This window comes from Streptomyces sp. SYP-A7185 (assembly GCF_046103685.1).
Lineage (GTDB): Bacteria > Actinomycetota > Actinomycetes > Streptomycetales > Streptomycetaceae > Streptomyces.
Genome location: NZ_CP122310.1, coordinates 4,917,568 through 4,933,035 on the forward strand (window position 1 = coordinate 4,917,568; position 15,468 = coordinate 4,933,035).

General features: G+C 69.3%; 12 protein-coding genes. 11 read left to right on the forward strand and 1 reads right to left on the reverse strand.

What is annotated here, in order from left to right:
• Positions 1-85 precede the first annotated feature (85 nt).
• From QBL25_RS21535 to QBL25_RS21550, 4 genes are all read left to right on the forward strand, one after another.
• Positions 86-772 carry a PadR family transcriptional regulator gene (locus QBL25_RS21535; RefSeq protein ID WP_409058654.1) on the forward strand — a complete coding sequence of 229 codons (687 nt, stop codon included), beginning with the start codon at positions 86-88 and terminating at the stop codon, positions 770-772.
• Between the two features lie 58 nt (positions 773-830).
• A complete protein-coding gene (locus QBL25_RS21540) occupies positions 831-1,913 on the forward strand; it encodes an inositol-3-phosphate synthase (protein ID WP_409058655.1) in 1,083 nt (360 codons plus the stop codon).
• 78 nt (positions 1,914-1,991) lie between these two features.
• Positions 1,992-3,248 carry an MFS transporter gene (locus QBL25_RS21545; protein ID WP_409058656.1) on the forward strand — a complete coding sequence of 419 codons (1,257 nt, stop codon included), beginning with the start codon at positions 1,992-1,994 and terminating at the stop codon, positions 3,246-3,248.
• 114 nt (positions 3,249-3,362) lie between these two features.
• Positions 3,363-3,845 (forward strand): hypothetical protein, encoded by a 483-nt coding sequence (locus QBL25_RS21550; protein ID WP_409058657.1) that lies wholly within the window; start codon positions 3,363-3,365, stop codon positions 3,843-3,845.
• 97 nt (positions 3,846-3,942) lie between these two features.
• Here QBL25_RS21550 and QBL25_RS21555 read toward each other — a convergent pair whose 3' ends face one another.
• Positions 3,943-5,385 (reverse strand): CCA tRNA nucleotidyltransferase, encoded by a 1,443-nt coding sequence (locus tag QBL25_RS21555; RefSeq protein ID WP_409058658.1) that lies wholly within the window; start codon positions 5,383-5,385, stop codon positions 3,943-3,945.
• Positions 5,386-5,578: 193 nt separating this feature from the next.
• On the opposite strand from QBL25_RS21555, the gene QBL25_RS21560 reads away from it, so the two are divergent.
• The 7 genes from QBL25_RS21560 to trxA all read left to right on the forward strand — a co-directional run bounded on the left by QBL25_RS21560 (position 5,579) and on the right by trxA (position 15,419).
• Positions 5,579-7,945: a DUF6049 family protein gene (locus tag QBL25_RS21560; protein ID WP_409062730.1), complete on the forward strand. Its 2,367-nt coding sequence runs from the start codon at positions 5,579-5,581 to the stop codon at positions 7,943-7,945.
• Between the two features lie 47 nt (positions 7,946-7,992).
• Complete coding sequence (murJ, locus tag QBL25_RS21565; protein ID WP_409058659.1) at positions 7,993-10,293, forward strand: murein biosynthesis integral membrane protein MurJ; 2,301 nt, start codon at positions 7,993-7,995, stop codon at positions 10,291-10,293.
• A gap of 118 nt (positions 10,294-10,411) precedes the next feature.
• Complete coding sequence (locus QBL25_RS21570; RefSeq protein ID WP_409058660.1) at positions 10,412-12,109, forward strand: protein kinase family protein; 1,698 nt, start codon at positions 10,412-10,414, stop codon at positions 12,107-12,109.
• Positions 12,110-12,141: 32 nt separating this feature from the next.
• The gene (gene sigM, locus QBL25_RS21575; protein ID WP_409058661.1) at positions 12,142-12,876 is read left to right on the forward strand and encodes an RNA polymerase sigma factor SigM; all 735 of its coding nucleotides are present in this window, start codon (positions 12,142-12,144) and stop codon (positions 12,874-12,876) included.
• On the forward strand, positions 12,873-13,901 hold the full coding sequence (locus QBL25_RS21580; protein ID WP_409058662.1) for an anti-sigma factor family protein: 1,029 nt from the start codon (positions 12,873-12,875) through the stop codon (positions 13,899-13,901). The genes sigM and QBL25_RS21580 overlap by 4 nt, the downstream gene beginning before the upstream one ends.
• 182 nt (positions 13,902-14,083) lie before the next feature.
• Entirely contained in the window at positions 14,084-15,043 is a 960-nt protein-coding gene (trxB, locus tag QBL25_RS21585; protein WP_409058663.1) for a thioredoxin-disulfide reductase, read from the forward strand.
• A gap of 43 nt (positions 15,044-15,086) precedes the next feature.
• Positions 15,087-15,419, forward strand: coding sequence for a thioredoxin (gene trxA, locus QBL25_RS21590; RefSeq protein WP_409058664.1), 333 nt, complete (start codon positions 15,087-15,089; stop codon positions 15,417-15,419).
• The last annotated feature ends 49 nt before the right edge of the window (positions 15,420-15,468 follow it).

Consider the following 15,468-nt stretch of genomic DNA (forward strand, 5'->3'; position numbering starts at 1 on the left):
GTTCTATCGTCTCGATGTATCGAGTCGATACATCAGCTCGGCATAAAGACCGTGTCGACAGACGCAGGCGGACGGGAGGGCGAAGATGAGCAGACGCTCCGGCATCCTCGAGTTCGCCGTGCTCGGTCTGCTGCGCGAGTCCCCGATGCACGGCTATGAGCTGCGTAAGCGGCTCAACACCTCGCTGGGAGTGTTCCGCGCCTTCAGCTACGGGACGCTCTACCCCTGCCTCAAGACGCTGGTCGCCAACGGCTGGTTGATCGAGGAATCGGGCGGCACTCCCGAGGAGGCCCTCACGGCCCCTCTCTCCGGGCGCCGCGCCAAGATCGTCTATCGGCTGACGGCGGAAGGTAAGGAGCACTTCGAGGAGCTGCTCTCCCAGACCGGCCCCGACGCGTACGAGGACGAACACTTCGCCGCCCGCTTCGCCTTCTTCGGGCAGACCTCGCGGGACGTACGCATGCGGGTGCTCGAGGGGCGTCGCAGCCGCCTCGAGGAGCGTCTGGAGAAGATGCGCGTCTCCCTGGCCCGTACCCGGGAGCGCCTGGACGACTACACGCTTGAGCTGCAGCGGCACGGAATGGAGTCCGTGGAGCGCGAAGTGCGCTGGCTGAACGAGCTCATCGAAAGCGAGCGCGCGGGGCGCGACCAGCAACGGTCCGCTCCGGACGGCTCCGCTCAGCACGACAGCACATCTGGGGAGTCGGGCGGCCTGCCCCGGCGGCGGGACGACAACCCGCCGCCGGATCCGTCCGATGACACCGCCAAGTGAGGCTCCGCGGTCCGCGGGTCTCATCCGGAATACACAGATCACACAGGGAGCAACCGGAATGGGTTCGGTTCGCGTAGCCATCGTCGGCGTGGGCAACTGCGCCGCCTCGCTGGTCCAGGGCGTCGAGTACTACAAGGACGCAGACCCGGACGCCAAGGTCCCGGGCCTGATGCACGTCCAGTTCGGCGACTACCACGTCGGTGACGTCGAGTTCGTCGCCGCGTTCGACGTGGACGCCAAGAAGGTCGGCCTCGACCTCTCTGACGCCATCGGTGCCAGCGAGAACAACACCATCAAGATCTGCGACGTGCCGAACAAGGGCGTCACCGTCCAGCGCGGCCACACCCACGACGGTCTGGGCAAGTACTACCGCCAGACCATCGAGGAGTCCGCCGAGGCCCCCGTCGACGTCGTCCAGATCCTCAAGGACCAGCAGGTCGACGTCCTCGTCTGCTACCTGCCGGTGGGCTCCGAGGTCGCGGCGAAGTTCTACGCGCAGTGCGCCATCGACGCCAAGGTCGCCTTCGTCAACGCTCTCCCGGTCTTCATCGCCGGCACCAAGGAGTGGGCCGACAAGTTCACCGAGGCGGGCGTCCCGATCGTCGGCGACGACATCAAGTCGCAGGTCGGCGCCACCATCACGCACCGCGTGATGGCGAAGCTGTTCGAGGACCGCGGTGTGCGCCTTGAGCGCACGATGCAGCTGAACGTCGGCGGCAACATGGACTTCAAGAACATGTTGGAGCGCGACCGCCTCGAGTCCAAGAAGATCTCGAAGACGCAGGCCGTCACCTCGCAGATCCGCGACCGCGAGCTGGGCGAGAACAACGTCCACATCGGCCCGTCGGACTACGTCGCGTGGCTCGACGACCGCAAGTGGGCGTACGTCCGCCTCGAGGGCCGCGCCTTCGGCGACGTCCCGCTGAACCTCGAGTACAAGCTCGAGGTCTGGGACTCCCCGAACTCGGCCGGTGTCATCATCGACGCCCTGCGCGCCGCGAAGATCGCCAAGGACCGCGGCATCGGTGGCCCGATCCTCTCCGCGTCCTCGTACTTCATGAAGTCCCCGCCGGTGCAGTACTTCGACGACGAGGCGTACGCGAACGTCGAGAAGTTCATCAAGGGCGAGGTCGAGCGCTAAAGCTCGTCCCTTGAACGGCTGTTGAGGGTCCCCGGGCAATCCGCCCGGGGACCCTCCTCGTATGTGAGGGTGAGATCCATGACTGTCGTCGGTGACCTGCGCGTACTCCTGCGCCTGCGGGATTTCCGACGGCTGCTCGCCGTGCGGCTGATCTCCCAGGGCGCGGACGGCGTCTACCAGGTGGCCCTCGCCACGTACGTCGTCTTCTCGCCGGAGAACCAGGCCTCGCCGGGCGCGATCGCCTCCGCGATGGCGGTGCTCCTCCTGCCGTACTCATTGATCGGCCCCTTCGCCGGCGTGCTCCTCGACCGCTGGCCGCGCCGCCAGGTTTTCCTGTACGGCAACCTGCTGCGGACCGCCCTCGCATCGGCGACCGCCGTGCTGATGCTGAGCGGCGCACCGAACTGGCTCTTCTACGCCTCCGCGCTCTGCGTCACGGCGGTCAACCGTTTCGTCCTCGCCGGGCTCTCGGCCGCCCTGCCGCGCGTGGTCGACGCCGAGCGCCTGGTGATGGCCAACTCCCTCTCGCCGACCGCGGGGACCCTGGCCGCCACCGTGGGTGGCGGCCTCGCGTTCGCCGTGCGTCTGGTGGGCTCCGACTCGGACGCGGTAGTCGTCCTGCTCGGGGCCGCCCTGTACCTGTGCGCGGCGCTCGCCTCGCTGCGGATGGCGCGCGACCTGCTGGGTCCGGACCCGGAGGTGATGCGGCCCCGCCTCGTCGCGGCGCTCTCCGGTACGGCCCGGGACCTGGTGGCCGGCGTGCGGCACCTCGCACGGCGGCGCCCCGCCGCACGCGCGCTCCTCTCGATGACGCTCATGCGCTTCTGCTACGGCGCCCTGACGGTCATGGTCCTGATGCTCTGCCGGTACGCCTGGTCCTCGTCGGAGTCCGACGGGCTCGCCCTGCTCGGGCTGGCCGTGGGCGCCTCGGGGGCCGGTTTCTTCGTGGCGGCCGTGGTGACGCCCTGGTCGGTGAGCCGGCTGACGGCCGGGGGCTGGATCGTGGTCTGCGCGGGCGCCGCGGCGATCCTGGTACCGGCGCTCGCCCTCCCCTTCACCCCGGTTCCGCTGCTCATCGCCGCGTTCCTGCTGGGGCTGACGACACAGGGGGCGAAGATCGCCACGGACACCGTGGTGCAGTCGGGAGTGGACGACAGCTTCCGTGGCCGGATCTTCTCGGTCTACGACGTCTTGTTCAACGTCGCGTTCGTCGCTGCGGCCGGTGTGGCGGCGCTGATGCTGCCGCCTGACGGCCGATCGGTGCCGCTGGTGGTCACGGTGGCCGTTATCTACGCAGCAATTGCTGCCGCTATGGCCAGGTTTGACGCGCAGTAAGTGTCACATCAGTGACACAGAGCACCTCTGGGCTTCAGAGATGTCACTGCCTCCCTATAACTTACGGACGTCGTATCCGCGCCATCGCGCTTCCGTTCGAGGGGGACCCCCAAAGTGACTACTCCGCCCCAGGGCCAGAATCCGTACGGCCAGGGCGTGCAGCCGCAGCACCCCGGCCAGCCGGCTCAGCCCGGCCAGCCCGGCGTTCCGCCGCAGCAGCCCTACCCGCCGTACAACCAGGGGGCGCCGGTTCCTCCCCCGGCAGCACCGAGTGGCGGTGGGCGAGCCAAGAAGCTGGCCCTGCGGATCGGTTCCGTCATCGTCATCGGCATCATCATCGCCGTCGGCAAGTGGTACCTGGGCAAGAGCGACGCCGAAAGCACGGCTGTCGGCGACTGCCTGCACAACAAGGGCACGCAGTCGCAGCCTGACCTGAAGAACACCGACTGCTCCTCGAGCGACGCCCAGTTCGAGGTCATCGAGAAGTTCGACGACACCAGCAGCGTCACCAAGTGCAACGCGGTCAAGGGGACCGAGGTCTCCTACTACCAGACCGGTGGCGGCCACGACGTGGTGCTCTGCCTGAAGAACAAGTAACGGCATACGCGAAGGGGCACTGTTTCACGTGAAACAGTGCCCCTTCGCGTATCCGGGTCCGGTGCGATGTTTCACGTGAAACATCGCACCGAGCCGCCTACTCCTGCGTGGCCCACCACTCCTTGAGTGCCGCGATCGCCGCGTCGCGCTCCATCGGCCCGTTCTCCAGCCGCAGCTCAAGCAGGAACTTGTAGGCCTGGCCGATCACCGGGCCCGGCCGTACGTCCAGGATCTGCATGATCTCGTTGCCGTCCAGGTCGGGACGGATCGAGTCCAGCTCCTCCTGCTCCTGAAGCCGCGCGATGCGCTCCTCCAGGCCGTCGTACGCGCGCGACAGCGCATTGGCCTTGCGCTTGTTGCGCGTCGTGCAGTCGGAGCGGGTCAGCTTGTGCAGCCGGCTGAGGAGAGGGCCCGCGTCGCGGACGTAACGGCGCACGGCCGAGTCCGTCCACTCGCCCGTCCCATAGCCGTGGAAGCGCAGGTGCAGCTCCACCAGGCGCGAGACGTCCTTCACGAGCTCGTTCGAGTACTTGAGCTCGGTCATGCGCTTCTTGGTCATCTTGGCGCCCACCACCTCGTGGTGGTGGAAGGAGACCCGGCCGTCGTCCTCGAAGCGCCGCGTCCGCGGCTTCCCGATGTCGTGCAGCAGCGCCGCGAGCCGCAGCGTCAGATCGGGGCCGTCCTCCTCCAGCGCCATCGCCTGCTCGAGGACGATCAGCGAGTGGTCGTAGACGTCCTTGTGCCGGTGGTGCTCGTCATGCTCCAGGCGCAGGGCCGGAAGCTCGGGCAGTACGCGGTCGGCGATGCCTGTGTCGACAAGTAGAGCCAGTCCCTTCGCCGGGTTCGGCGAGAGGATCAGCTTGTTCAGTTCGTCGCGGACCCGCTCCGCGGAGACGATGTCGATGCGCTCGGCCATCGCCTTCATCGCGGCGACGACCTCGGGAGCCACCTCGAAGTCGAGCTGCGCGGCGAACCGGGCGGCCCGCATCATCCGCAGCGGGTCGTCGGAGAAGGAGTCCTCCGGGGTGCCAGGGGTGCGCAGGACGCGCTCAGCGAGGTCCTCAAGCCCTCCGTGAGGGTCGACGAACTCCTTCTCCGGGAGAGCGACGGCCATCGCGTTCACGGTGAAGTCACGGCGGACGAGGTCTTCCTCGATGGAGTCGCCGTACGACACCTCGGGCTTGCGCGAGGTCCTGTCGTACGCCTCGGACCGATATGTCGTGACTTCGATCTGATAGCCCTCCTTCTGGCTCCCGACCGTGCCGAAGGCGATCCCGACCTCCCACACCGAGTCCGCCCACGGCCTGACGATCTTCAGTACGTCCTCGGGGCGGGCATCGGTCGTGAAGTCCAGGTCATTGCCGAGCCGGCCAAGGAGCGCGTCTCTGACCGATCCGCCGACCAGGGCGAGGGAGAACCCGGCCTCCTGGAATCGGCGGGCAAGGTCGTCCGCGACAGGGGACACCCGCAGCAGTTCACTGACCGCGCGGCGCTGCACCTGGCTCAGTGCGCTGGGATTTTCTTCGTTGGCGTTCGGCACAACAGAAAAGGGTACGTGCCCCGGACGCCCCCGGCCGCCCCGTTTTCGGCGGGGTCTCCGAGGCCGCGCGCCCCTCCCCGGCCAGGTCTTCCGATCATGTGGAGCAGTCCGCGGCACTTCGCCACAGCGCACCTCGTTACCATGCGTGGACGCACAACCGACGACCACTGACGACAACGAGGACGGGCAACGCGTGGCCGAGGCGGCAGACTTCCCGGGGACCAGTCCCTCACCTGCCCGCCGGTGGCTGCGGCGAACGGCAGCGTTGCTGGCTGGCGCCCCCTTGCTGGCCGGCACGCTGCAGCTGTCGGCGGAGCCGACAGCGCACGCCGCGACGCCGAGCGCGCCGGCAGACGCCACCGGTTCGAAGACCGTCGACGTCTCGCTCAACAAACTCACGCCCAACGCCCCGACGGACGGGGACACGCTCACGGTCTCCGGCACGGTCACCAACGAGGGCAAGCAGCCGGTGACAGGCGCCGAGGTAGGGCTGCGCCTGGGGCCGGTCCTGAACGGCCGGAGCCAGATCGACGCCGCCGCCAAGCGCACCGGCTACCGGCCGGGAGCCGACGGCACGGAGGTCGGCGGCAAGTACGTCAAGAAGTTCTCCAAGCTCGCCCCCGGCATCCGCCAGGACTTCAGCATCTCCGTCCCGGTCAAGGCCCTGGATCTCGGCGCCGACGGCGTCTACCAGCTGGGCGTCGCGCTCTCGGGCCGGACGGCGGCCCAGCCGTGGTCCCAGGTGCTCGGCTTCGAGCGGACCTTCCTGCCGTGGCAGTCGGGCGCCGCCGACACGAAGACGAAGACGACCTACCTGTGGCCGCTCATCTCCACCGCGCACCTCACGGCGGAGACCGGCTCGGACGAGCAGCAGACCCCCGTCTTCACGGACGACGCCCTGGGCAAGGAGCTGGCTCCGGGCGGGCGCCTGGAGCAGATGCTGTCCCTGGGCCGCCAGCTCGACGTGACCTGGGTCATCGACCCCGACCTGCTGGCCTCGGTTGACCGCATGACGCGGAACTACCGGGTGCAGACGGCCGACGGCAAGGGCACCACCGCGGGCAAGAACCAGGCGGTCGCCAAGGAGTGGCTCAACGAGCTCGAGCAGACCGTGAAGGACGACAAGGGCAAGAAGGTCGTCGCGCTGCCCTTCGCCGATCCCGACCTGGCATCGCTCGCGCACAACGGCAAGGCCGTGGCCGGCTCCCTGGGCCAGCTCAAGGACGCCACGGACGCCGGGACGAAGGCCGTGGAGTCCATCCTCCACGTCAAGCCGCAGTCGGACTTCGCCTGGCCCGTGGACGGCGCCCTGGACCCGTCGATCGTCGACGTCTCCACCTCGGCCGGCGCTCACTCGGTGATCGCCAGGAGCGACAGCCTGCGGGAGAGCGAGGCGCTGCCGTACACGCCCAACGCCGCCCGGCCCATCGGGGGCGGCACGACGGCCGTGGTGGCCGACGCACGCCTCTCCACGGCCTTCCAGGGCGACATGACGGGTGCCGAGAGCTCCACGCTCGCCGTGCAGGAGTTCCTCGCCCAGAGCCTGATGGTCACGCTGCAGGACCCGGACAAGCAGCGCAGCATCGTCGTCGCCCCGCAGCGCATGCCGTCCGCAAGCCAGGCCCAGGCGATGGCGAAGGCCCTGACCGCCCTCTCCGACAACCGCTGGTCCCAGTCGCAGGACCTGTCGGCCGCGGCGAAGGCGAAGCCCGACTCCTCGGCCACGACCCAGGTGCCGTCGGCCCGGTCCTACCCGGCGTCGCTGCGCAAGCAGGAGCTGCCGAAGTCGGCCTTCGAGTCGATCCAGGGCACCCGGAACAAGCTGAAGCGCTTCCAGACGATCCTCAGCGAGCCCGACCGCGTCATCACGCCCTTCGGGCGGGCCATAGACCGCGAGATGTCGACGTCCTGGCGGGGCAGGCCCGCCGAGGCGGCGAGGTTCCGGCAGGGCGTGGGGAGCTACCTGACCACGCTCGTGCGACAGGTGGGACTGATCGACAAGTCCGACGCGAAGCTCTCGGGCCGCAGCGCGACCATCCCGGTGACGGTCCAGAACAACCTGGTCCAGGGCGTCGACCACCTGGTCCTGCGCCTGACCTCGGAGAACCCCACGCGTCTGAAGATCGGCGGCAAGGCCTACTCGGAGCAGGAGGTCAAGGTCTCGGGCGGGCACGCCCAGTCGGTGAAGTTCACCACCACGGCCAACGCCAACGGCCCCGTCCCGGTCTACGCCCAGCTCTACACCGAGGACGGCCAGCCGTACGGCAAGGCGGTCCACTTCGACGTGAACGTCACCGAGATCACCCTCACGGTGATGCTGGTCATCGCGGGCGGTGTGCTGCTGCTCGTGCTCGCCGGATTCCGGATGTACACCCAGCGCAAGCGGGCCGCCCGGCAGCAGGCCGAGGAAGGCCCCGAGGAGGGCCCGGAGGACGGGCCCGACGGCGAGTCCGGCACGGAGCCGGGGGAGGACGACCCCGAGCAGCCGAGTGACCCGACACCGGACACCGCTCCGGAAAGCACCGACCCGTCGGACACGGGTGAGAGAGTGGACCGTTGAGCGATGTCGTGGCCGGTGGGCCCGGGGACGATGAGGTGGGGTAATCCATGAACGCGCCGTACGACGGTGACCGTGGCCAGGGCGCGGGCGGTTCCGGTCCTCCAGAGGACGGGCAGGTGCCACCTCAGCCTGCCCCGGACGTGTACCTCCAGGACGCCTACGACCAGGACCCCTACCGGGCCCAGGACCTCGCCGCTCAGGACCCGGTGACCGAGGCGCTGTACGACCGCGCCGCGCACCCCCCGCCGCCGCCCGGCTACTACCAGGACCCGCAGCCGCTCTACGCCCAGCCGCCCTCTCCCCAGCATGCCCCGGACCCCCGCGTGTGGGCGCAGACCCCGGCTCCCGAGCCCGAGGGCCCGACCCGGCACCTCCCGTACGGCGACGACGCCCGCACGACGCAGTTCGTGGGCGTCGACGACCTCGTCACGCACTCCGGCGAGGAGCGCCACGAGCCGGACGCCTTCGCCCACCTCTTCCGGGACCAGCAGCCCGGCGGCTACCGCGAACAGCCCGGCGGTTACCAGCAGAGCTACCAGCAGGACGGCTACCCCCAAGGCGGCGGCTACCCCCAGGGCGGCGGTCATCCCCAGGGGAACGGCTACCCCCAGGGCAGCGGCTACCCGGAGCAGGGCGGTTACCAGCCCCCCGAGCCCCCGGTGGTCCCCGCCCCGGCGGCTCCCCCGGCGCCCGCTCCGGCCCCCAAGTCGGGCGGCGGCGGACGCGCGGCGAGCCTGCTGAAGTCGAGCGCGGTGATGGCCGCGGGCACGATGGTCTCCCGGCTGACCGGCTTCGTGCGCACCATGGTGATCACCGCGGCCCTTGGCGCCGCGACCCTCGGTGACGCCTGGACCGTCGCGTACACGCTGCCGACGATGATCTACATCCTGACCGTCGGCGGCGGCCTGAACTCGGTCTTCGTGCCGCAGCTGGTGCGTGCCATGAAGGACGACAAGGACGGCGGCGAGGCCTACGCCAACCGCCTGCTGACCCTCGTCATGGTCGCGCTCGGACTGATCGTCGCCCTGGCCGTCTTCGCGGCGCCGCTGCTGATCAAGCTGATGTCGACCCCCATCGCGAACAATCCGCCGGCCAACAACGTCGCGGTGACCTTCGCCCGCTACTGCCTGCCCACGATCTTCTTCATGGGCGTGCACGTGGTGATGGGGCAGGTCCTCAACGCCCGCGGGAAGTTCGGCGCGATGATGTGGACCCCGGTCCTCAACAACATCGTCATGATCTTCACGTTCGGCCTGTTCATCTGGGTCTACGGCACGTCCGGCGACTCAGGCATGCGGGTCGAGTCGATCCCGGCGGACGGCGTCCGCCTGCTCGGCATCGGCACCCTGCTCGGTCTCGTCGTCCAAGCCCTGGCGATGATCCCGTACCTGCGGGAGACGGGTTTCCGCTTCCGGCCGCGCTTCGACTGGAAGGGCCACGGCCTCGGCAAGGCGGTCAAGCTCGCCAAGTGGACGGTCCTGTTCGTCCTCGCCAACCAGGCCGGCGTACTCGTCGTCACCCAGCTGGCCACCGCCGCGGGCAAGGCCTCGGGCAAGGACGGCACGGGCATCATGGCCTACTCCAACGCCCAGCTGATCTGGGGCATGCCGCAGGCCATCATCACCGTCTCCGTGATGGCGGCCATGCTGCCCCGCATCTCGCGGGCGGCCCACGACAACGACCCCGGCGCGGTCCGCGACGACATCTCGCAGGGCCTGCGCACCTCCGCGGTGGCGATCGTCCCGGTCGCCTTCGCGTTCGTCGCCCTCGGCGTCCCGATGTGCACCCTGCTCTTCGCCTCCAGCGGCAGCCAGGCCGCACAGTCCATGGGCTTCGTCCTGATGGCCTTCGGCCTCGGCCTCATCCCCTACTCGGTGCAGTACGTGGTGCTGCGTGGCTTCTACGCCTACGAGGACACCCGGACGCCCTTCTACAACACGGTCATCGTGGCCGCCGTCAACGCGGCGGCGAGCGTCATCGCCTACGTTCTGCTGCCCGCCCAGTGGGCCGTGATCGGCATGGCCGCCTCGTACGGCCTCGCCTACGCGGTCGGCGTCGGCGTCGCCTGGCGCAGGCTGCGCAACCGCCTCGGCGGCGATCTGGACGGCACCCACGTCCTGCGCACGTACGCCCGCCTCTCGCTGGCGTGCATCCCGGCCGCGATCCTCGGCGGTGCCGCCGGGTACGGAATCCTCAAGACTCTGGGCGACGGCGCCGGCGGTTCACTGATCGCCTTGGTGGTCGGTGGAATCATCCTCGGCGGTGTCTTCTTCATCGCCGCCCGAAAAATGCGGATTGCAGAGCTCAATTCGATGGTCGGGATGGTTCGCGGCCGTCTCGGACGGTGAGATACAGGGGTTCGCACAACCATCACCGGCCACCGCGTGTCGTGCATAGCGCCGGACTGTGGGCACAATTGGGTTTGGCGTCTGACGAAGCGCGATGGATGGGGAGGCAGGAACGACGGTGGCGGAACGGAGCACGGCTGCCGTCGACGTGGCAGACAACAGCGGCGATGAGCCGCTGACCGCGAAGGCGGACGAGGCCACGGCCGACGGGGTGGCCCAGACCCGGGAGCGGGAAACGGCAGAAGAAGGCACGGCGGAGACCGGTGCGGGGGCGGCAACACCCCCCGAGCTGCACAGCGGTCACAAGCTCGCCAGACGCTACCGACTCGAAGAGTGCGTCACCCGTCTGGACGGTTTCAGCAGTTGGCGTGCGGTGGACGAGAAGCTGCGCCGGGCCGTCGGCGTGCACCTCCTGCCCGCCGACCATCCGCGGGCACGATCGGTCCTCGCCGCGGCCCGCTCGTCGGCGCTCCTGGGCGACCCCCGCTTCGTCCACGTCCTGGACGCGGTCGAGGAGAACGACCTCGTGTACGTGGTGCACGAGTGGCTGCCCGACGCCACGGAACTGACCGCGCTGCTCGCCGCGGGCCCGCTCGAGGCCCACGACGCCTACCAGCTCGTCAGCCAGGTCGCCCAGGCCATGGCCGCCGCCCACCGCGAAGGCCTCGCCCATCTGCGGCTGACCCCCAGCGCGGTCCTGCGGACCTCGTCCGGTCAGTACCGCATCCGCGGCCTCGCCGTGAACGCGGCACTCCGCGGCATCAGCTCCGACACCCCGCAGCGCACGGACACCGAAGCGATCGGCGCACTCCTGTACGCCTCGCTGACCCAGCGCTGGCCGTACGAGGACGACGCGTACGGCCTCTCCGGGCTGCCCAAGGGCGTCGGCCTCATCGCCCCCGACCAGGTGCGCGCAGGCGTGCACAGGGGCCTCTCCGAGCTCGCCATGCGCGCGCTGGTGAACGACGGCGCCACGGCCTCCCGCCAGGAGCCACCGTGCACGACGCCGGAGGAGCTGGTGAAGGCGATCGGCGAGATGCCGCGCATCCGCCCGCCGGAGCCCGCGTTCACCGCACCGCCCGAGTACCAGCGCACGACGTATCAGCAGGGCACCTACGGCCGCACGGCCCCGCGTCCCGGCGTGACCCAGGTGCTGCCGTCCCCGCCGCCCCCGCTCCAGAGCCGGACCGGCAAGGCCCTCAAGTGGGCCGTGTCCGCCCTGCTCATCGCGGCGCTCGGCCTGGGCAGCTGGCAGCTCGCGGACGCGCTGATGGACCGGAAGAACTCCGACGACCCCGGCAGCGCGGACACCTCCGACGACGGCGACAAGGGCGAGCCGAAGACCGCGCATCCGATCAAGATCGCGAATGGCCAGGAGTACGTCCTCGAGGGCGGCCCGCAGGACCTCGCCGGCGTCCCCAACACGTACGACGGCGACGACTCGACGTACTGGCGGTCCAAGAGCTTCATAGAGGGCCCCAAGCTCGCTCCGTACAAGCCCGGCGTCGGCATCGTCTACGACCTCGGCAAGAAGGAGGACGTGTCGACGGCGTCGCTCGGTCTGCGCTACCCCGGCGACCACACGACGGTCGAGCTGTACGCGGCGACCTCGATGTCCTCGACGACGCCTCCGAGCGCGATGAAGAAGATCGGCACCGTCACGACCTCGGGCAAGAGCGCCACGGTCAAGGCGAAGAAGCCGGTGTCGACGCGGTACGTACTGGTCTGGCTCACCGATGTGCCCAAGTCTCCGCAGGATGAGTACAGCAGCGCCGGGTACAAGCAGGCCATCACGGACGTGAAGTTCGCGGGCTGAGGCCGGGGCTCATCGGGGGAGGGGGTTCGACGGTGGACGACACCACGCACGGCGAGATCAGCGACCAGGACCTCCTGGCCCGTCACGTGGCAGGGGACAAGGACGCCTTCGGCGAGCTCGTCCGGCGCCACCGCGACCGTCTGTGGGCGGTGGCCCTGCGCACGCTGGGCGACCGCGAGGAGGCCGCTGACGCCGTCCAGGACGCTCTGGTGTCCGCTTACCGCGCCGCCCACACCTTCCGCGGACAGTCGGCCGTCACGACGTGGCTGCACCGGATCACGGTCAACGCCTGCCTCGACCGGGCGCGCAAGACGAAGTCCCGCAAGACCTCCCCCATCGACGACACCGAGCGGCTCGAGCAGCTCCTCGAACCGCACGAGTCGGCGGCGGCCCCCGTCGAGCGCGGCGATCTGCGCCGTGAGGTCGCCGAGGCGCTGGGCACCCTGCCGCACGACCAGCGCGCCGCTCTCGTCCTGGTGGACATGCAGGGCTACCCGGTGGCCGAGGCAGCCCGCGTCTTGGAGGTGCCGACCGGCACCGTGAAGAGCCGCTGCGCACGCGGAAGAGCCAGACTCCTGCCGCTGCTCACCCACCTGCGTACGGATGCCCGGCAGCAGCGCGGAGACGGCGGCGACGACGGCGAGGGCAAGAAGTCGGACCCGGCAAGGAACCGGACGCAGGGGACATCCGTCCCACCTGCAGCGGGACCACGGGATGCGGGACCAAGCGATTCAGCTGCTGTGAAGGGCGGAGGTGGACGAGCGTGACGACCACGACGGACTCGGCCGGGCACCCGGAAGTCGCTGAGATCTCCGACCTCACGGAGGGGCTGCTCACCCCGTCCCGGACGTCCGACGTACGGCGGCATCTGGATGGCTGCGAACTGTGCGCCGATGTCTACGACTCCCTGGAGGAGATCCGCGGCCTGCTCGGCACGCTGCCGGGGCCGCCGAGGATGCCGGCCGATGTCGCCGGGCGGATCGACGCGGCGCTGGCCGCGGAAGCGCTGCTGGACTCCCTCGCGCCCGAGTCACCCGAGCCGTCCGAGTCACCCGCCGCTGCCAGGTCGACCGAGTCGGCTCCACTGCTGGAGCCCGCAGCCGCCGTCCGTGTTTCACGTGAAACATCGCGCGTCTCCGGTGAACCCGCCGAAGCCTCCGAATCCTCTGGGTCCTCTCCTTCCTCTGCCTCCAGCCCTCCCTCGGACCGGCCCGCGGGTCATGCTCGCGCCTCTACGGGACCCGGACGCCGCAGCCGACTGCGGGGCGGTCGCCGGCGCAATGTGGTGCTCGGTGCCGTCTTCACGGCAGCCGCCCTTGGACTGGGCTCTCTGTTGATACAGAACATGGGCGGCGACTCCGGTGGTCCCGGCGAGAAGGCTTCTGGGCACAACGACTCCGCGCACGCGTTCTCCGAGGGCAACCTCAAGGGGCAGGTGACCGACCTGCTCGCCAAGGCACCCAGCACCGGGCCCTCCCAGGGATCCGACTCCGGGAGCACCGAGCCGTCCTTCGGCGTGCGGTCCAGCCCGGAGTCCCCGAAGGAGCAGAAGCTGCGCGAGTCGACGGTCACCGTCCCGCAGTGCATCCAGCTGAGCCTCGGCGACCGGACACCTCTAGCCGCCGAGGAAGGCACCTACAAGGGGAAGGACGCCTACCTCGTCGTGGCGTCCCATGACTCCGACACCACCAAGGTCTCGGCGTACGTCATCGACGCGACGTGCGTGGACAAGGCGTCGTCGGAGACCGCCGCGGGCAAGGTACTGCTGACCAACTCCTACGCGCGGCCCTGACCCTCCCGGCACTGCGGCGGAAGCCTGGACCCGGCGTGGCATCCTGACGTCCCTGTCGTCCTTCCGTGCGCTGGGACACGTCGGGAATGCATGCCCCGTAGGATCCGTTGGGTGGGATGAGAGACCTGAGACAGGCACCCACCAGCACTACGCAGCAGTCTCCAGAGACGAGGAATCAAGCCGTGACCGACGTCCGTAACGTGATCATCATCGGCTCCGGGCCCGCCGGCTACACGGCGGCGCTCTACACCGCGCGAGCGTCGCTGAAGCCCCTGGTGTTCGAGGGCGCCGTCACCGCCGGTGGTGCGCTGATGAACACCACCGAGGTGGAGAACTTCCCCGGCTTCCAGGACGGCGTCATGGGTCCCGACCTCATGGACAACATGCGCGCCCAGGCCGAGCGCTTCGGCGCCGAGCTGGTGCCGGACGATGTGGTCTCCGTCGACCTCACCGGCGAGATCAAGACCGTCACGGACACGGCGGGCACCGTGCACCATGCGAAGTCCGTCATCGTGACGACGGGCTCCCAGCACCGCAAGCTCGGCCTGCCGAACGAGGACGCGCTCTCCGGCCGCGGTGTCTCCTGGTGCGCCACCTGCGACGGATTCTTCTTCAAGGACCAGGACATCGCCGTGATCGGCGGTGGCGACACCGCGATGGAGGAGGCGACCTTCCTCTCGCGTTTCGCCAAGTCCGTGACGATCGTGCACCGCCGCGACAGCCTGCGGGCGTCGAAGGCGATGCAGGAGCGCGCGCTGGCCGACCCGAAGATCAGCTTCGTCTGGGACAGCGAGGTCGCCGAGATCAAGGGCGAGCAGAAGCTCTCCGGTCTGACGCTGCGCAACCTGAAGACGGGCGAGACCTCCGAGCTGCCGGTGACCGGCCTCTTCATCGCGATCGGCCATGACCCGCGCACGGAGCTCTTCAAGGGCCAGCTCACGCTGGACGATGAGGGCTACCTCAAGGTGGACGCCCCCTCGACCCGGACGAACATCCCCGGCGTCTTCGCCGCCGGTGACGTCGTCGACCACACGTACCGCCAGGCGATCACGGCGGCCGGCACCGGCTGCTCCGCCGCACTCGACTCCGAGCGGTTCCTCGCTGCCCTCGTGGACAACGCGACCGCCGCAGCCACTGTCTGACATCCCATCCTCCCCACCGCATCACCGAGTTAAGGAGCCCGCCGTGGCCGGCACTCTGAAGAGCGTGACCGACGCATCCTTTGAGAAGGACGTCCTGCAGAACGACAAGCCCGTCCTGGTGGACTTCTGGGCCGCATGGTGCGGACCCTGCCGCCAGATCGCGCCGTCCCTCGAGGCGATCGCGGCCGAGCACGGCGACAAGATCGAGATCGTCAAGCTCAACATCGACGAGAACCCGGGCATCGCCGCCAAGTACGGCGTCATGTCCATCCCGACCCTGAACGTGTACCAGGGTGGCGAGGTGGCCAAGACGATCGTCGGCGCCAAGCCGAAGGCCGCTCTTGAGCGCGACCTCGCGGACTTCATCGCCGAGTAACGAGCACCACCGCATCCGGCGATGCGTTGTTTCACGTGAAACACGAATG